This is a genomic window from Flavobacterium acetivorans, assembly GCF_020911885.1.
Lineage (GTDB): Bacteria > Bacteroidota > Bacteroidia > Flavobacteriales > Flavobacteriaceae > Flavobacterium > Flavobacterium acetivorans.
The window spans coordinates 609,829-628,692 of sequence record NZ_CP087132.1 but is presented as its reverse complement, the minus strand read 5'-3'; the positions used below and the strand labels follow the sequence as shown (position 1 = coordinate 628,692).

The 18,864-nt window shown below is 34.7% G+C and carries 14 protein-coding genes; 8 read left to right on the top strand and 6 right to left on the bottom strand.

What is annotated here, in order from left to right; genetic code table 11:
- Nucleotides 1-60: 60 nt before the first annotated feature.
- Entirely contained in the window at nt 61-2,157 is a 2,097-nt protein-coding gene (locus LNP19_RS02795; RefSeq protein WP_230063298.1) for a peptidylprolyl isomerase, read from the top strand.
- A 113-nt stretch (nt 2,158-2,270) separates the two neighbouring features.
- Here the strand turns inward: LNP19_RS02795 and LNP19_RS02790 are convergent, their stop codons facing one another.
- Entirely contained in the window at nt 2,271-3,188 is a 918-nt protein-coding gene (locus LNP19_RS02790; protein ID WP_230063297.1) for a GYDIA family GHMP kinase, read from the bottom strand.
- Nucleotides 3,189-3,249: 61 nt separating this feature from the next.
- Nucleotides 3,250-4,566 carry a hydroxymethylglutaryl-CoA reductase, degradative gene (locus tag LNP19_RS02785; protein ID WP_230063296.1) on the bottom strand — a complete coding sequence of 439 codons (1,317 nt, stop codon included), beginning with the start codon at nt 4,564-4,566 and terminating at the stop codon, nt 3,250-3,252.
- Nucleotides 4,567-4,747: 181 nt separating this feature from the next.
- Between LNP19_RS02785 and LNP19_RS02780 the strand changes: the two genes are divergently transcribed.
- The 7 genes from LNP19_RS02780 (at nt 4,748) to LNP19_RS02750 (ending at nt 14,781) form a co-directional block, all read left to right on the top strand.
- Entirely contained in the window at nt 4,748-6,916 is a 2,169-nt protein-coding gene (locus LNP19_RS02780) for a S9 family peptidase (protein WP_230063295.1), read from the top strand.
- 29 nt (nt 6,917-6,945) lie between these two features.
- Nucleotides 6,946-8,637, top strand: coding sequence for a peptide MFS transporter (locus LNP19_RS02775; protein WP_230063294.1), 1,692 nt, complete (start codon nt 6,946-6,948; stop codon nt 8,635-8,637).
- 75 nt (nt 8,638-8,712) lie between these two features.
- Nucleotides 8,713-10,371 carry a peptide MFS transporter gene (locus LNP19_RS02770; RefSeq protein WP_230063293.1) on the top strand — a complete coding sequence of 553 codons (1,659 nt, stop codon included), beginning with the start codon at nt 8,713-8,715 and terminating at the stop codon, nt 10,369-10,371.
- A 1-nt stretch (nt 10,372) separates the two neighbouring features.
- Nucleotides 10,373-11,875: a peptide MFS transporter gene (locus LNP19_RS02765; protein ID WP_230063292.1), complete on the top strand. Its 1,503-nt coding sequence runs from the start codon at nt 10,373-10,375 to the stop codon at nt 11,873-11,875.
- Between the two features lie 12 nt (nt 11,876-11,887).
- Nucleotides 11,888-13,693 carry a peptide MFS transporter gene (locus LNP19_RS02760; protein ID WP_230063291.1) on the top strand — a complete coding sequence of 602 codons (1,806 nt, stop codon included), beginning with the start codon at nt 11,888-11,890 and terminating at the stop codon, nt 13,691-13,693.
- A 44-nt stretch (nt 13,694-13,737) separates the two neighbouring features.
- A complete protein-coding gene (locus LNP19_RS02755; RefSeq protein WP_230063289.1) occupies nt 13,738-14,202 on the top strand; it encodes a thioredoxin family protein in 465 nt (154 codons plus the stop codon).
- 120 nt (nt 14,203-14,322) lie between these two features.
- A complete protein-coding gene (locus LNP19_RS02750) occupies nt 14,323-14,781 on the top strand; it encodes a thioredoxin family protein (protein ID WP_230063288.1) in 459 nt (152 codons plus the stop codon).
- A 4-nt stretch (nt 14,782-14,785) separates the two neighbouring features.
- Here the strand turns inward: LNP19_RS02750 and LNP19_RS02745 are convergent, their stop codons facing one another.
- The 4 genes from LNP19_RS02745 to LNP19_RS02730 form a co-directional block, all read right to left on the bottom strand.
- The gene (locus LNP19_RS02745; protein ID WP_230063287.1) at nt 14,786-16,825 is read right to left on the bottom strand and encodes a ComEC/Rec2 family competence protein; all 2,040 of its coding nucleotides are present in this window, start codon (nt 16,823-16,825) and stop codon (nt 14,786-14,788) included.
- Between the two features lie 53 nt (nt 16,826-16,878).
- Nucleotides 16,879-17,376 carry a C40 family peptidase gene (locus LNP19_RS02740; protein ID WP_230063285.1) on the bottom strand — a complete coding sequence of 166 codons (498 nt, stop codon included), beginning with the start codon at nt 17,374-17,376 and terminating at the stop codon, nt 16,879-16,881.
- A gap of 18 nt (nt 17,377-17,394) precedes the next feature.
- A complete protein-coding gene (gene lpxB / locus LNP19_RS02735; RefSeq protein WP_230063283.1) occupies nt 17,395-18,513 on the bottom strand; it encodes a lipid-A-disaccharide synthase in 1,119 nt (372 codons plus the stop codon).
- Between the two features lie 86 nt (nt 18,514-18,599).
- Nucleotides 18,600-18,863 carry a hypothetical protein gene (locus LNP19_RS02730; RefSeq protein ID WP_346432221.1) on the bottom strand — a complete coding sequence of 88 codons (264 nt, stop codon included), beginning with the start codon at nt 18,861-18,863 and terminating at the stop codon, nt 18,600-18,602.
- Between the last annotated feature and the right edge of the window lies 1 nt (nt 18,864).

Sequence of the window (18,864 nt, the reverse complement as noted above, 5' to 3'; positions counted from 1 at the left end):
TAAATATTAATCATATAATTGTATTTTCGCAAACTGAATATAAAATTAACAACAATAAAAATGGCAGTTTTATCAAAAATTAGACAACGTTCCGCTTTAATGATTGCAGTTATCGCATTGGCTTTATTTGCATTTATCATAGGTGATTTATTTAAAAGTGGTAGTTTCGACAGTACGTCAAAAGATGTAGGGAGTATCAATGGAAAAGATATTTCATTTGAAGATTTTAGAATTAAAGTAGGTAATGTTGAGAAAAGTGGTCAAGGGATTACTGCTACAGCAGCTGCAAACAGAGTTTGGGATCAAGAGGTTACTATTGCTTTGTTGACTTCTGAATTTGATAAAATTGGATTAAGAGTTGGAGAGAAACACTTAATGGAAGTTTTGAAAGCAGATCAAAATATTGGTAGAAATCCTATGTTTTTGAATGCTGCCGGAATATTTGATCTTGCAAAGTTCAAAGAATATTTTAAAGCAAATCCTGCACAAGCTCAATTTTTAAAAGATAGAGAAAAAGACGCTGAATTAAACGCAAAATATCAAATCTATAATACGTTGATTAAAGCGAGCGCTTTTACAACAGAAAGTGAAGGAAAGCTGAAATATGAAATGGAAGCTAATAAAGTAAACTTTGCTTATGTTGCCGGATTGTATTCTACGATTAAAGACAGTGATGTAAAAGTTACTGATGCTGAGATTTTGGATTATATGAAGAAAAACGAAAAGAAATTTAAAGCAGATGAAACTCGCGAAGTAGAATATGTTTTAATTGAAGATAAAGCTTCTGCAGCTGATGTGGCTGAGGTGAAGTCAAGAATAACAGCTTTGCTTTCAGGCAGTGTAGTGTATAACCAAGCAACGGGTAAAAACGATACTTTGGCTGGTTTTAAATCGGCTAAAAACACAGTTGAATTTGTAAATTCAAATTCTGATGTACCTTATGATTCTACATATGTTGCTAAGAAAGATTTGCCAGCTATAGATGCTGATAGATTATTCAATCTTGCTCCTGGAGAAGTTTATGGTCCTTATATGTTTGGAAAATACTACTGTATTTCTAAATCTATGGGCAAAAAAGCGGGCGTAAGCGCTAAAGCAAGTCATATTTTGATTAGCTATGAAGGAACACAAGTTCCTAATAAGAAAGAGAAAAGAACTAAAGAAGAAGCAAAAGCAAAAGCAGAATCTATTTTGGCTCAGGTAAATGCTAATCCAGATAGTTTCTTAATGCTAGCTTTCACGAACTCTGATGATTCTTCGGCTCAACAAGGTGGAGATTTAGGTTATTTTGAACAAAATCAAATGGTAAAACCATTCAATGATTTCGTATTCAATAATGGGATAGGAAAAGTAGGTTTAGTAGAAACTGACTTTGGTTTTCACATCATTAAAATTGCCGATAAACAAGATGGAATTCGTTTAGCGACTGTAGCTCAAAAAGTAGAAGCTTCTGAAGCTACTTCGGATAAAATATTTACAGAGGCAACTAAATTTGAAATGGATGCTGCAGATAAAGATTTCAATAAAGTAGCTAAAGAAATGAAGCTTACTATCGCAGCTCCAGTTACTGTTGCTGCAATGGACGAAAACTTTGGACCACTTGGAAATCAAAGAGCAATTGTAAGATGGGCTTTTGAAGGAGATTCTAAAGTAGGTACGGTAAAACGTTTTGAAGTGGCTAACATTGGTCACGTTATCGCAAGAGTGAAAAGTATTGACGATTCGGGATTAGTTTCTGTTACTCAGGCGAGACCTTATGTAGAGTCAATTCTTAAAAACAAGAAAAAAGCCGAATTAATCAAAGCCAAAATGACTGGAAGTTCTTTGGAAGCTATTGCAAAAGCAGCGGGTTCTTCAGTTCTTCAAGTTGCAGATGTAACTATGGATAATCCAATGTTAACAGGGGTAGGTTTAGAGCCTAAAGTGGTAGGTAATGCATTTGCACTAGCGGCAAATAAATTATCAGCACCAATCGAAGGGAATACAGGAGTATATGTTGTTAAAAACATCAGTACTACTAAAGCTCCAGCTTTGAAAGATCACACTCCTTATGTAGCTAAATTAAAAGCACAGGCTGCTGGTGATGTAAACAGAGTTTTACCAGCTCTTAAAAACAGTGCAGAAATTAAAGACAATAGAAAACAATTCAATTATTAATTTCACTTAAGGTAAATTACTAATTCACTCATAAAAAAACCGATACGCTTTGTGTATCGGTTTTTTTATGGATTTATTTTAAATATCAAAGCACAAAAAGTAATGGGCTTAGTCTAGCTTAAAATCATGTCTTTGTAAGTGATAATGGTGTCAAATCCTTTTGAGCTAAAATAATGGCTTGGATCTTCTTTAGCAACCACCATGATGAAATCGCCTCCCCAAGCTCCCAAGCTTTTTATGGCTCCTTCAAAATCAGGAAATAAAGTTTCTTTTACGGTGCTTGTTTCTAATACATGGCTCATCAAGGCTTCGTGTGCGTTTATAGTTTCTGAAAATAGGTTCAAATCATTTGTGTGTAAAAGGACTTGAGTTAGTGCATCAATCTTTTCGATGGTCTTTTCTGGTTTGAAACTTTTGTTGGTTCGGTATTTAGCTATGGATGATTTGCTGTTTTGTTTTTTATTGAGATAAACAAAATAGATGTTTTGGCTGAACTCAGGAGCAAAAGTTATTTTTTCGACCACAGCTTTTCCTTGTTCTAAATGATACAAAATAGGAAAATTGTTTTGAGCGCAAGCAATATCGTAACCGCTACCTCCAAAACTATTGTTGAGAAGTTCAAATGCATCTATTTGCAGCCATTGTGCAATATTATTGATTAGCGTGGACGAAGTTCCTAATCCCCATTTTCTAGGAAAAGTAAGTTGGGTTGTGATGGTGTAACCCTTGGACGTTTTTAAGAAATCAGGATTTAATAAAAAAGCTTGGTGTAGAATTTCTAATAAGGTTGTTTTTACGGATTCCATTTCTGGGATCTTAAAAGACGAAATTTCGGCAAAAGAAATGTTTTCTTCAAACCAGATTTTTCCATCTGAATCATAGCTTTTCCAAGTTATCTCTTGGTTTTTACCTTCGTCAATAAGTAAGTTTTGACCAAATTTAGTAGGAAGTGCAAAAGCTTTGGCGCCATCGAGAACCAGATATTCCCCTGTAATTAATAGTTTTCCGTTGCTGTAAAATTCTTGTTTCATTTTTGTTCTTTTTAACCCTTCCAGAGTTTTAAACTCTGGAAGGGTTTTCTGAAAGCGATAATTATTTTCTTAAATTTTCAATCAATTCGACAACGGCACTATGTGAAACGGCATTCAATTTAAAGTGCTTTTGAATCAAGATGCGTTCATCTTCATTGGCTTCAAATTGATTTAAGATATTATTCAAATGCATTTTCATGTGGCCGTCCTGAATTCCTGTGGTTGTCAAGGAGCGCAAAGCAGCGAAGTTTTGTGCTAAACCGGCAACTGCCACAGTCTGCATTAGTTCTTTGGCAGAAGGGTTTTCGAGCATTTCCAAAGATAGTTTTACCAGTGGATGCAAAGAGGTTAATCCGCCAACGGTTCCTAGTGCTAAAGGAATTTCGAGCCAGAATTTGAAAATGCCATTTTCTATTTTGGCATGCGATAAACTGGAATAATGACCGGATTTTGCGGCATAGGCATGGATTCCTGCTTCAACGGCGCGGAAGTCATTGCCTGTAGCAAGCACTACGGCGTCAATTCCGTTCATGATTCCTTTATTATGGGTTACAGCTCGATAAGGTTCTACTTCGGCAATTTGAACGGCCTGAACGAAGCGTTCGGCAAAGTCTTGTGGGTTTGTGATGTGTTTTTCTGTTAAATCCTCAATTGGACAGGAAACTTCGGCACGTACGATACAATTGGGAACATAATTTGAAAGAATGCTCATAATGACCTGAAGCTCTTTTTCTGTTTCGGTAAAAAGTTCGTAGGATTGGGCTTCTTGTTTTAATGTTTTGGCAAATTGTTCCAAACAAGAGTTGATAAAGTTAGCCCCCATGCTGTCTTTAGTTTCAAAAGTGGCATGAAGTTGAAAATAATTGTCTAGCAAGTTGGTTTTGTCTTTCAGGACAATATCCAGGATTCCGCCACCTCTTTTTTGCATGTTTTTTGTGATGCTTTTCGTTTCCGAAAAAAACTTTGCTTTTGTTTGAGCAAAGAATAATTCTAATTTGGAAACATCACCTTTAAACAAGAAGTGCACTTGACCTATTTTTTCAGTATTAATTACTGTGGCTTTGAATCCGCCTCGAGTAGACCAAAATTTAGCGGATTTAGCAGCAGCAGCAACTACAGAGCTTTCTTCAATTGCCATCGGAATGGTTTGGTATTTTCCATTAATTAGGAAATTAGGAGCCACACCAAGGGGAATGTAGAAGTTACTGATGGTGTTTTCGATGAACTCATCGTGTAACTTTTGTATTTTTTCGTCTGAATTCCAATAGTTTTTCAGTAAAGTTATGGCTTCAAGAGGCGTTGAAAAGTATTCTTTGGCAATCCAGTTTATTTTTTCTTCTTTGGATAGTTTTGAAAATCCGGCAACAGGCTTATTCATTTTCAATAGATTATAATGTAATTAGTGGCAAAGATACGTTTTTAGCGGTTTTATTAGTCATTTTCTAATCGTCATTAATACGAGCTTAAAAATATTGTTTTTAATATTTAACATATAAAATGTTATGTAATTGTAATTTTTTCACTAAAATTGGGGTCTTTTTTATATATAAATCAATAGTATGAATTCTAAGCAAGTTACGGTCTTATTTTTATTTTTATGTTTTTCCGTTTTTGGACAACAGAAGATATCCGTTGAGGAAATTTATAATGGTACTTTCCGTGCCCAAGGAATGGATGAATTGCAGTCCATGAAAAATTCTAACCAGTATACGGTCTTGAATTTCAATAGAGCAGCACGGTCGATGCAAATCGATTTGTATGATTTTGCAACTCTTAAGAAAACATCTACACTCATTGATACAAAAAACCATTCTGGTTTGCCAATGATTGACAGCTACACCTTCGATGCTGCAGAGAAAAATATTTTGTTAGCTTGTAATACGAAACAAATTTTCCGTCATTCCTTTACTGCCGATTACTATTTATATAATACGACAACTAAGGCATTGACAAAATTATTCGATTTTCAGGTGCAAGAACCTACTTTCTCACCTGATGGAAAAAAGATTGCTTATGCCAAAGAGAATAATCTTTATGTTTATGATATCGATTCAAAAGCGACGGTTCAAATTACTACTGACGGTAAGAAAAATGCGGTTATCAATGGAATAACGGACTGGGTTTACGAAGAAGAATTCGCTTTTGTGAGAGCATTTGATTGGAGTAAAGACAGTAAGAAACTGGCTTACATTCGCTTTGACGAAAGTCAGGTTCCAGAATTTTCAATGTCTATGTTTCACAAAGATTTGTACCCTACGATTGAAACATTCAAATATCCAAAAGCTGGAGAAAAAAATTCTCTAGTTTCATTGCATATATTTGACGCAGCCTCTAAAGACACCAAAAAAATCGATTTGGGCAACTATAATGATTTCTACATTGCCAGACTGCAATGGACAAATGATGCCAATGTTTTATCGGCTCAGGTTTTAAATCGTCATCAAAACAATTTAGACTTATTGTTTGTAGAAGGAAACACAGGCGTATCAAAAGTGGTTTTGAACGAAAAAGATAAAGCTTATGTGGATGTAACAGATAATTTAACTTTCTTAAAAGACAACAGTTTTATTTGGACAAGTGAAAAAGACGGTTTCAATCATATTTATGTATATGACAAAAATGGGAAGTTGAAAAACCAAGTAACCAAAGGAAACTGGGAAGTAACTAATTATTATGGTTTTGACGAAAAATCAAATACTATTTTTTATCAATCGGTAGAGAATGGTTCTATTAATCGTGATGTTTATAGAATAGGTCTAAATGGAAAAAACAAAGTGCGCTTGTCTACCGGAACTGGAACAAGTGGCGCTACCTTTAGTCCAAATTTCGAATATTTTATTGGAACTTTTTCTAATGCCACACAGCCTGTTAGCTATTCTTTGAATGAATCCAAATCAGGGAAACAACTACAAGTTATTGAAGATAACGCTGCACTGGCTTCCAAATTAAAAGCCTATGATTTGCCAGTAAAAGAGTTTTTTGTTTTAAAAACAGCCAAAGGAATCGAATTAAACGCTTGGATGATTAAACCAAAAGATTTTGATCCCAACAAAAAATATCCGGTTTTCATGCATCAGTATTCTGGTCCGGGTTCTCAGCAGGTAGCTAATCAAGGTATTGGTAGCAATGATTATTGGTTTATGATGCTGGCGCAACAAGGTTATATTGTAGCTTGCGTTGACGGAAGAGGAACCGGTTTTAAAGGAGCCGATTTTAAGAAAGTGACTCAATTACAATTAGGAAAGTATGAAGTGGAAGATCAAATCGATGCCGCTAAAATGATAGGAAATTATTCATTTGTAGATAAATCCAGAATAGGTATATTTGGCTGGTCTTATGGAGGATTTATGGCTTCTAATTGTCTTTTGAAAGGGAATGATACCTTTAAAATGGCAATTGCTGTTGCGCCAGTGACGAATTGGAGATTTTATGACAGTATTTATACCGAAAGATACATGCAAACTCCACAAGAGAACGCAAGCGGTTATGACGATAATTCGCCAATAAACCATGTGGAGAAATTGAAAGGGAAATTTCTTTTGATTCATGGAAGTGCCGATGATAATGTGCATGTGCAGAATTCGATGCAAATGATGGAAGCTTTGATTCAGGCTAACAAGCAATTTGATTCACAGATTTATCCGGATAAAAATCATGGAATTTATGGTGGTAAAACCAGAGTTCAATTGTACACTAAAATGACCAATTTCATCAAAGAAAATTTATAACATAAAACTAATAACCCAATATAATAAAAATGAGTGAAACAGCAGTAAAATCAAAACATCCAAAAGGACTTTGGGTATTATTTGGAACCGAAATGTGGGAGCGTTTCAATTTCTATGGAATGCGAGCAATTCTTACCTTATTTCTGGTAAACTCCTTATTAATGAAAGAGTCAGAAGCGTCCTTGATTTATGGAGGTTTCTTAGGACTTTGTTACTTAACTCCAATGTTAGGTGGTTTTATTGCCGATCGTTTCTTTGGAAACAGAAATTGCATTTTATTGGGTGGATTGATGATGGCTATAGGACAGTTTTTACTGTTTACCAGCGCTAGTGTTTTTGGTTCAAATATGAGTTTGGCCAATACTTTAATGTGGTCAGCATTAGGAATTATTATTTTTGGAAATGGATTTTTTAAACCAAACATCTCAAGCATGGTTGGGAGCTTGTATCCAAAACAAGAAAAAACAAAACTAGATACCGCTTTTACTATTTTCTATATGGGAATCAATTTGGGCGCCTTTTTAGGGCAAACAATTTGTCCTTATTTAGGTGACGAAGTGGTAAATGGTGTTCAGAATATCCATGCTTTCAAATGGGGATTTTTGGCGGCATCGATTGCGATGTTGATTGGAACAGCTGTTTTTTATGTATTGAAAAATAAGTATGTTGTTTCTCCAGAAGGAAAACCGTTAGGTGGCTTGCCTTCTAAGAATGATACTACTGATTATGAAGAAGGCGAAGCTCAAAAAGCAGTTTTCTCAACACGAGCTTTAATTGGAGCTGTTATTGCTTTTGTGCTTTTGTTTTTTGTTTTCCGTTATATTTTAGATGGAGATAACTTTATACAAACATTAATTTATCCAATTATTTACGCCAGCGGATTGACATTGGCGGGATTGATTATTTCGGATAGTTCGTTGACAAAAGTAGAGAGAGACCGAATTTTTGTTATTTATATTGTAGCATTTTTTATTATATTTTTCTGGGCGGCTTTTGAGCAAGCAGGATCTTCTTTAACATTTATTGCCGCAAATCAAACCGATAGAACTTTTATGTTTGGATGGCAAATGCCAGCCTCAATGGTTCAGGTTTTCAACGGAATTTTCGTTTTTGCTTTCGCTTTGCCTTTTAGTATTTTGTGGGATAAATTGAGAGAAAATGGTAAAGAACCAATATCTCCGGTGAAACAGGCAATTGGCTTGGCGTTGATTGCACTAAGTTATTTTATAATTGCATACAACGTAAAAGATTTAGGAAACAGTGGGCTTCTGGCTATAAAATGGTTGATTCTTTTGTATTTAATTCAAACTTTTGCTGAGTTGTGTTTGTCACCAATAGGATTGTCTTTGGTAGGTAAATTATCACCAAAACGTTTTTCTTCATTGCTTTTTGGTGTGTTTTTCTTGTCTAATGCTGCTGGATATGCTTTATCGGGTACCTTGGGCTCCATCATGCCTGCAACAGGAGAGAAGTTTGCAAAAGCTAAAGAATTGGGAATTGAGTTACAGCCTATTTTAGATAAAACGGTTGCTGCCACTCCAGAGCAATTGCAGCTTTTAGAGTCGAACCAGATTAGTGCAACCAATCCATTTTTTGCTGGTTTTGAAATTCATAATCTTTTTGAATTCTTCATGGTTTTTGTAATTTTAACGGGGATTGCGGCAGTAGTTTTATTTGCTTTAACTCCATTATTAAAGAAAATGATGCATGGCGTTCGCTAAAATTTAACAACTATATACAATTACCTATCCGATTTATTTGGGTAGGTAATTTTTTAATTTTAAACCTAGTTTTCTATGTGGAAAAATCACCCTAAAGCATTGCCTTATTTGTTCTTATCTGAAATGTGGGAACGTTTCGGTTATTATTTGATGATTGGAATCTTTACTTTATATCTAAAAGATGTAGAAGCCGGATTTGCCATGACCGAGAAAGAAGCTTCCGATTTGTATGGAACTTTCATAGCATTAGTTTTCTTAACTCCTTTCATTGGTGGTTTAGTTGCCGACAGGTATTTAGGATATAAGAATTCGATTGTTCTTGGTGGATTGATGATGGGTGCTGGTTATTTTATGATGGGAATTCATAGTTTGACCATGTTGTATGTTGCAATGACACTGGTTATTGTGGGTAACGGATTTTTCAAACCCAATATTTCGACACTTTTAGGAAACTTCTATAACGAAGAGAAATACAAAGACAAGAAAGACGAAGGATACAATATTTTCTATATGGGAATAAATGTGGGTGCTTTCATTTGTAATTTCTTTGGCGCGGCCTTACAGATACTTTTGGGCTGGCATTACGCTTTTATGGCAGCAGGATTAGGAATGTTTATTGGGGTTATCGTTTTCCTTTTGGGAACAAAACATTATGGCGATAAAACCGAGAAAAAGGGAATTCAAGAAGGCGATATGCCGTTTTCAAAAATTGTGTTGTATATTCTTGTTCCCTCGGTTGTGTTTGGAGTTATTGGTTGGTTAATCAAAGGCGTGCAGTCTGATATGAATGCAGATAGCGCCATTTTTGGTTCTGATAGTACCGATGCATTCATTTTTGCTTGTATTCCGGTGGTTTATTTTTACGGAAGTTTATATTTCAAAGCCAAAGTAGAAGAGAAGAGACAAATAGGTGCCTTGCTTTCTATTTTTGCTGTGGTTATTTTATTTTGGGCGGTTTTCAAATTGAATGGTTCGGCCTTAACTACTTGGGCAGATCGTTATACTGATAGAGAAATTACCGGAACTACGCAAACGGTTTTCAATAGTTTGAAATTGGCTAAGGAAGTCGAATTTAAAAAAGATTCAACTGAATTATATGATGCCAGTTTTAGATTGCAAAAGGAAAACGGCGAAGTAGTAAAGACCGTTGATTATCCGGTTTATTTTAGAAACGTAGCCGAAGACAAAAAACCGGACGAAGGTTCAAAAGTTTCGATTTGGGCGACTAATTTAAGTCAGTCTATCAATCCGGGCTGGGTGATTATTTTGACGCCTTTGGTGGTGGCATTTTTCACCTTTTTACGCAGCAGAAGGAAAGAACCTTCAACTCCAACCAAAATTGCATTCGGATTATTGATTTCAGCATTATCGGTATTGGTAATGGTTGCCGCGGTTCATATTGGTGGAAATGGTGCCGAAAAAGTGTCGGTTTGGTGGTTAGTAGCTAATTACGGAATTATCACAATTGGAGAGCTATTTCTGAGTCCGATGGGATTATCAATTGTATCTAAATTATCGCCAAAAAACATTACGGCTTTAATGATGGGCGGTTGGTTTTTATCGACCTCAATCGGAAATAAATTAAGTGGCGTCTTGGCCAGTATGTGGGATCAATACGATGACAAAGCAAACTTTTTCTGGGTGAACTTTGGCTTATTGATGTTTGCAACGGTATTGATGTTTGCTTTGGTAAAAAACTTAAATAAAGTGATGAAAGATCACGGAATCAATTAGTATGCAAACAATAGAAGAAATACAAAATTTTAAGGGCAAATACCCAAAACAATTGTGGTATTTGTTTTTCTCAGAAATGTGGGAACGATTCTGTTTTTACGGAATGAGGGGAATGTTAGTGATATTCATGGTGAGTCATTTAGCCATGGATGAAGAAGTTGCTAATTTACAATATGGAGCTACTCAAGCTTGGGTTTATGCTTTTACCTTTATTGGCGGATTATTTGCAGATAAAATTTTGGGTTTAAGAAAGTCTCTTTTTTGGGGTGGAATTTTAATGATTATTGGAAGTGTCATTTTAGCCATTGATCCCAGAAGTTTATTTTTCATCGGATTGGGATTTACAATTGTAGGGACAGGATTTTTTAAACCTAATATTTCTTCTATGGTTGGGCAACTTTATAAAGATAATGATCCAAGACGTGATGCTGGATTTTCATTCTTTTATATGGGTGTGAATTTAGGAGCATTCATTGGCGGATACCTATGTATTGCAGTCGCTGAAGGTTCTTTATGGAAATCAATAGTTCCGGAACATTTGCGTTGGAATGTAGGTTTTGGTTTTGCGGCTTTAGTAATGGTAATTAGTTTGTTGACTTTTACTCAAACTCAAAAAAGTTTAGCAACTATTGGACTTTCACCTTTACCTAACTTAGAAGCTTCACGAAGAAAATTATTGGAAAACTTAACTTATTTAGGTTCTGTTTTAATCATTCCAATTGTAATCATAATGGTTGCAAATACTGAATATACTGATTATTTCATGTATGCCATTGGTCCAATTTCTATTTTGTATTTGTTTTATGAAATGAGAAATTTTTCTATAGCTGAAAACAAAAAATTATTAGCCGCTTTAGTGTTTATCCTTTTTTCCATTGTCTTTTGGGCATTTTTTGAGCAAAGTGGTGGCTCTTTAAGTTTATTTGCTGCAAATAACTTGAATAATACAATTGCTGGAGTTACATTAAGTCCAAATGGAGTAAACAACTCTGCTAATTCTTTCTTTGTAATTACTTTTGCAGCCTTAGTTGGATTGGTTTGGTTATGGATGGCCAAAAAGAAAATTGAGCCTAATACAATCATAAAATTTGGTTTGGCCTTTTTGTTTTTAGCTGGAGGTTTCTGGATTTTCTATTACACTCAATTTTTTGCAGATGCTTCAGGAAGAACATCACTTGGTGTATTTGCTTTTGGTTGGTTTATAATCACTTTTGGAGAGTTGTGTTTGTCTCCAATTGGAATGAGCGCTATGACAAAATTATCACCACAAAAAACACAAGCTGTAATTATGGGAATGTGGTTTTTAGCGAGTGCTTACGGTCAATATTTTGCCGGAATTTTAGGAGCAAATATTGCAAAAGCTTCAAGAAATGCAACTAATTTAGAAAAACTAAACACCTATACCGATGGTTATTATCAATTAGCTATTTATGCCTTAATTGCAGGAGTAGTTTTAATTGTCATTTCGCCATTGGTTAAAAAATTAATGCAAGAAGTAAAATAAAACAATATAAATATGAGTCAGAATAGTACAGATCAGTTTTTTAATAATTCCGTTTTAGGACATCCAGCGGGTTTATTCGTTTTGTTTTTCACAGAGATGTGGGAACGATTTTCATTCTATGGAATGCGTTCTTTATTGATATTATTTTTGACAACATCATTTGCTGATGGCGGTTGGGAATGGACTCGTGAAAATGCATCCGCTTTATTTGGATCTTATGTTGGTTTGGTGTACTTGTCAACAATGATGGGAGGTTATTTTGCTGATAAAGTTATCGGTTTTAGATGGGCTGTTGTAGTTGGTGCTGTTTTAATGACCCTTGGACATGCTTCGATGGCTGTTGAAACGGAGTTTTCTATTTATTTGGGATTACTTTTATTAGTTTTTGGGAATGGTTTTTTCAAACCTAACATGACTTCTATAATTTCTGAGATGTACAAGGATCGTCCAGAGAAAAAAGATGGGGCCTATACTTTATTCTATATGGGCGTAAATGCCGGGGCTTTCTTTGGTATTTTACTTTGTGGGTATTTAGGAGAAAAAGTGGGTTGGAGTTATGGTTTTGGACTTGCCGGGATTTTTATGTTCTTTGGAATGTTACAGTTTTGGTTGTCACAAAATATTTTTGGAGATATTGGTTTAAAACCAAACAAAGAAAGTGTTGCTAAGGCAGCTGCTTTGGATACAGATAAAAGAAATCCTTTTACTTCTTGGCAATTGGTTCTTATCGCCATATCTTCTATTTTAGGTTTGCTTTGGATTTTGAATGATCCTGCTTCTAAAATTTCAGGAGGAAAAGTAAATGTTTTTGGCTTCTTGGGCGAGAATGGAAATGCGATTGCTATTGTTTCAGCTTTGGTTTTGTTCATCATCTTATTGGTTTACCGATTTACACAGTATTCAAAAATTACCAGAGAAAAGCTTATAGCGGTGACTTTCTTTGCCTTTTTGACGATTTTCTTTTGGGCCATTTTTGAACAATCTCCAAACAGTTTGACCATTTTTGCAAATGATTATACGAACCGAATTTTGGAAGGAAACTGGAGTGTTGTTTTCTTGGTTATGAATTCCTTGATTACCATCTTGCCATTAACAATCATTTCGTATGTTTTGTATTTAATGTTTAAACGAACATTTAAAGAGTACTCCTTGGCTAATATAATTCTAAGTGTGAGTTTTATCATTATTTGGGCTATTGCAATTTGGATGTTGGCCAAAGATTATTACACGGCTGGTTATTTAGATTTATCTGATGATACTTTGAGATTATTAAAAATTGATAAAGTAACTGCGGCATTGACGGAAGTTCCAGCTACCTGGTTCTCTACGCTAAATTCTTTATTTATTATAACTTTGGCTCCTTTGTTTTCTAAATGGTGGGAAAGTAAATACAACCCTTCTGCTAACTTGAAATACGGAATAGGAATGGGATTGTTAGCCTTAGGAATGGCTTGTATCGCTTTTGGAGCGAATGGAATTGAAGCTGGGGCAAAAACAGCTTCGGTGAGTATGATTTGGCTTATTTTAGTATACTTATTCCATACAATGGCTGAATTGTGTATCTCACCAGTAGGTTTGTCTTATGTAAGTAAATTAGTTCCGGCAAGGATGATTGCTTTCATGTTTGGTGTTTGGTATCTTGCAGTGGCAATTGGAATGAAAGGAGCAGGTATGTTTGGTGAAAATATTGATAAAATTGCCGATGAACATGGATTGAGCTACTTCTTTTGGATGTTAACGATCATTTCATTGGTGGTTGCTTTATTTTCGATTGCAATGACTCCAGTGATTAAAAAATTAATGCACGGTGTTCGATAAACTTTGGTTTAGTTTTTGAGAAGGACTTTATAAAATAATAACAAATGAAGAAGATTTTTATCACATTACTGCTTTTGATTGGTTCTTTTGCAGTAGAAGCCCAAGAATTAGTTTGGCATACGGATGTTAACAAAGCAATTGAAATTTCTAAAAAAAGTAAAAAACCTTTGTTATTGTTTTTTACAGGCAGCGATTGGTGTGGTTGGTGTATTCGATTGCAAAAAGAAGTTTTGAAAACGGCCGAGTTCGAGAAATGGGCTAAAGAAAATGTGGTTTTGGTAGAGTTAGATTATCCAAGAAGAACACCACAGACTCCAGAAATTAAGAAACAAAATGATGAATTGCAGAAAGCTTTTGGTATCCAAGGTTATCCAACGATTCATTTTGCCAAGGTGACTAATAAAGGAGGGAAAGTCAATTTTGACGGATTAGGAAGTACGGGTTATGTAGCAGGTGGACCTGTAGCTTGGTTAGCGATTGCAAATAAAATTATTAAACCTAAACTATAGTTTTTTTAACTGAATTTTGTATTTATTTTATTACTTTTAGTGCGTTATAACTAATGTAAAACCAAAATTATTAACGCAGATAATGACTGTCTGCGAGGTAATTGAATAAACCAAAATTTGATGTGTAAAAAATTATTGTTGTCGTTGTTGATTCTGTTTTCTTTAAACTTAGGAGCCCAAGTTCTAAATTGGAACGCAGATATTAGTAATGCGATTACGATTAGTAAAGAACAAAAAAAACCGATGTTGATTTTGTTTACAGATAATAATTCAGATAAAGCTTTAGAAACTCAAATATTGAAAACCTTGGATTTTGCCCTTTGGTCAAGAGATAATGTGGTTTTGGTAAAACTTGATTTGAATAATGATACTTCAAATGAAAATTTTGAGCGAAATCAGTCGCTTAAAAAAGCATTTGGAGTCCAAGATTTACCTCAGATTTGTTTTTCAAATGTAATAGTTAGAAAAAACAAAATAAGTTATAGATTATTAGGTAAAATAGGATACGAGTCAGGTTCTGTAAAGACTTGGATTGAAGATTCTAATAAAATATTAAATTCCAGAGTTGAAGAAGAGTAAGTTTTCAATTTAGTATATAAAATCCCTTTTCAGCAGTTGCATGAAAAGGGATTTTTTGTTTTTCACAACTTGCTTTCCAGTATTTTTGGATGGTCTTTTGATTGGAGGCATCTGCAATTACAATTTTAGGTTTTAGGATTGCTAACATTCGTTCCAGATTTATTTTAGGGGATTGAGTAAGCAAAAGCACGTCTGGATTGGCATTTTTTGGATAAACAGCAAAGCTGTCAATAACAAGAATTTTAGTTCCCTTGTAATACAATACATTTTTTAGTTTTTCTTTTGCATTCACCGAAGAGAAGTTGCCTACTAAGTAAGATTGAAGAATAGTGTTTTTACTAGAGGTTTTTTGTACGCTGTCATTAGCGTATAAAGTCACATTATTTCCATAACGTTCCGTAATTAGAGTGTTCTTTAGGATGTTAAAAACGAGCCATTCTTGCTGTTTTTTGATGTTCCATTGGGTTGTCATAAATGCAAGGTGAATGCCTATGATGGCTATTAATGCTATTGTAAGTTTTTTAAAATTAGGATTTTTAAAGTAGACTATAATTGCAATAACCGCTAAATAGGAACTTATTAACAAGTAAATATTTAACGGGATATCCTTGATTATAAACTGTTCGAATGAGGCGATGAAATTTACAATTTTGTTTAAGCAGTAAATGCTGTATTCAAATGGTTTTGTAAACAGCAAGGGCGCATAACCCAATGAGGCTAATATCATCACCAATAATCCTAAAATCATAATGAAGTTCAGTAAGGGAATGATAGCTAAATTAGTCAGAAAGAATAAGCCTGGAAATTGATGGAAATAATAAATACTCAATGGTAAAGTGCCTAGTTGTGCTGCAAAAGATACGGTGAGTATTCCCCAAAAGTACTTTAGTACTTTGGATTTTGGGTTCCAAATAGCACTTACTATCGGTTGAAACCAAATAATGAAAAACAAAGCAATATAGCTTAGCTGAAACCCAACATCAAAAAGAAACGAAGGCTGAAAAAGTAAAATAAGCAGTATGGAGACTAATAAAGTGTGATAGATATTGACACTTCTTCGCAACGAATAACCAATTGCCACAAAAGAAAACATAGTTACTGATCGCACAACAGAAGGCGCTAAGCCCGCAATTATGGCAAATGAGGATAAGGAAAGCAGTGTAATCAGTAGTTTTATAAGTGCTCCTTTTTTTGTGTTAGGAATGGGTTTGAGTAGAAAGCTGACGAAAAGAAATACGAATCCAATGTGAAGCCCTGAAACGGACAAGATATGAATAGCTCCCGCATATTGATAATCTTGGATAATTTCCGGTGAGATATCCTGTCTCTGACCCATAATTAAGGCAACGGCAACATTCAATTCGGTTTTGCTGAATCCACTTTTCTCTAAATTATGAATAATAGAAGTCCTTAATTTCGAGGTGTAATACCAAATGTCTTCTTTGGGTTTAAGACTTACTTCTAGCTTCTCACGGTCAGAGTATAATTGGGCATAGATTTGCTTGTTTTGTAGATAAGCGCCATAATCAAACTGGTTTGGATTGTTTGGGGATTTATTTTTATACAAGATTCCTTTAACGCGTAATGTTGACCCTACTTCCAATGATGGGAGATTTAGACTGTCTTTAGAGATATTCAGTATGATTCTGCCGGTATATTTTTCATCGTTGATTTGATTGATAAGAGCGATGTATCGGTCATTAAAGTTTGTGTTTTTTAACTTTTCTCTAATGGTGATTGAAAAGGTTTGTGGTTTATGAAACGCAACATAGTTATGCGTGTAATGGTTTTTTTGGTAAGCATCTGTGTGCGTAATTTGAGTTGCAGCTCCAATAAAAAACGATACAAAATAGGTCGCTATTCCAAAGTAAATAGTTTTCTCGAAGGTCTTTTTTTGTAAAAAGTAGCTTATAGCAAAAAATAAAAAAGCAATAGAAAGCAGTCCAAATACTAATATTGGATTTGGTTTTAGATAAAAGACGGCTAGTATTCCTAAAATAAAGCTCACTGTAATTCTCGCCAAAGGGAATTGTAGTACTTTCATTGTTCTAAAGTACAGCTTTTTAGCGAAAAAAAACAGTTTGTTTTCGAAAGCTTTTATTGAATAATACGATTCAATTGAACAAAAGCCTTTTGGTAATAAGGTTCTTTTGTAGAGGATACAATCACTCCTTTTGAGGTAGAAGAATGAACAAAAAGGATTTCGTCATCCATTACTTCGGTTACAATTCCCACATGATTAATCTTTGATTTGCTGCTCGTTCTAAAAAATATTAAATCCCCTTTTTGGGCTTTTCCGGTGTCTTTCCCTAACTCAATCCCAATTTTTGATTGCTCATACGATGTTCGAGGGAGTTTGATGTCGTATAAACCGAAGGTAGAATAAACCAATCCGGAGCAATCGAAACCTGATTTTGTAGTACCGGCCATTTTGTAGCGAACTCCAATGTTTTCAGAGGCTGAGTTTATAATCTGTTCGGCTAGAAAGCTTGTCTTGTCCATCTTTTTCTTTGAAGTCGAATTAGAAACGGCTTTAGAAGAATTACAGGAAGTAAAAATAACAAGCAGTAATAAAAAGTAAAATAGTTGTTTCAAAAGAGGTGTTTTTTTGGATTAATGCTGTTTAAGATCGGCAACAATTAATCGAGCTGTTTTTTCACTAGCGCCTATTCCGCCAAGTTTTTTTTCTAGCAAATCATACTTTTCCAAAAGCTGTTTGCGGTATTCGGGTTGCAGTATTTTTTCTAATTCCTTTTTGATGTTTTTCGTATCAAATTGATCCTGAATTAATTCAGTTACCACTTCTTCATCCATAATAAGATTAACAAGCGAAATGTATTTTAAGGTAATGATGCGTTTGGCGATTTGATATGAAGCCCAACTGCCTTTATAACAAACCACTTCCGGTACTTTGAAGAGCGCCGTTTCAAGTGTAGCTGTTCCAGATGTGACTAGGGCTGCCGTAGCATTTTTCAACAAATCATAGGTTTTGTTAGAAATAAACTTAATATTTTCGTTAGAAATAAAGGTCTTATAAAAATCATATTCCTGACTTGGAGCACCGGCAATCACAAACTGGTATTCCGGAAAATCATCGACAACACTAAGCATTACCGAAAGCATTTTAGTGATTTCTTGTTTTCTGCTTCCAGGAAGTAAGGCAATAATAGGTTTGTCGCTCAATTGGTTTTCCGCCCTAAAAGTCGTTGGATCAATGCTTTCTTGGTTTTGAATGGCGTCAATTAATGGATGCCCTACAAACTCTACTGGGAAATGGTGTTTGTCTTCGTAAAAGTTTTTTTCGAAAGGCAAAATAACATACATTTTGTCTACATCGCGTTTAATAGCAGTGATTCTGTTTTCCTTCCAAGCCCAAATTTGGGGTGAAATATAATAGTGTGTTTTGATACCTAATTCTTTGGCCCATTTTGCGATACGCATATTAAATCCCGGATAATCAATGAAAATGATCACATCGGGTTGGAATTCAAGAATGTCTTTTTTGCATATTTTAATATTGCCAAGAATCGTTTTTAGATTGAATAGCACTTCAACAAATCCCATAAAGGCCAATTCTCGATAATGTTTTACCAAGGTGCCACCTACTTTTTGCATGAGGTCACCACCCCAAAATCGAATGTCGGCATTGGAATCTTCTTTATATAAGGCTTTCATTAAATTAGAACCATGTAAATCGCCTGAGGCTTCACCAGCTATAATGTAGTATTTCATTTTTGAGACAGTCAATGGGTTAAAAAACTTTCGATACCAAAAATAGGTATTGAAAGGGCATCAATCAAGCTAATTGGATGTTATTTTTATACAAACAAAGTGAGAATCGTCATTATAATAACGGCCAATATAATGCCGCGAGCCATGAGTTCTTTGTTTAATTTCAGTAAAACGGCAAATGCAACTAAGTCTAGAATGGATCCGAGGGTGATTAATTTTCCTAGTGAACCTTGAGATTTCAGGATGTAAAATCCGTTTAGAAAATCATAAGGGGTGAAAAAAGTTATAAAAATAAAACAGCCAGCAATTGCAGCTAAAAAACCAATTAGTAATCCGATAAGTAAATCCATT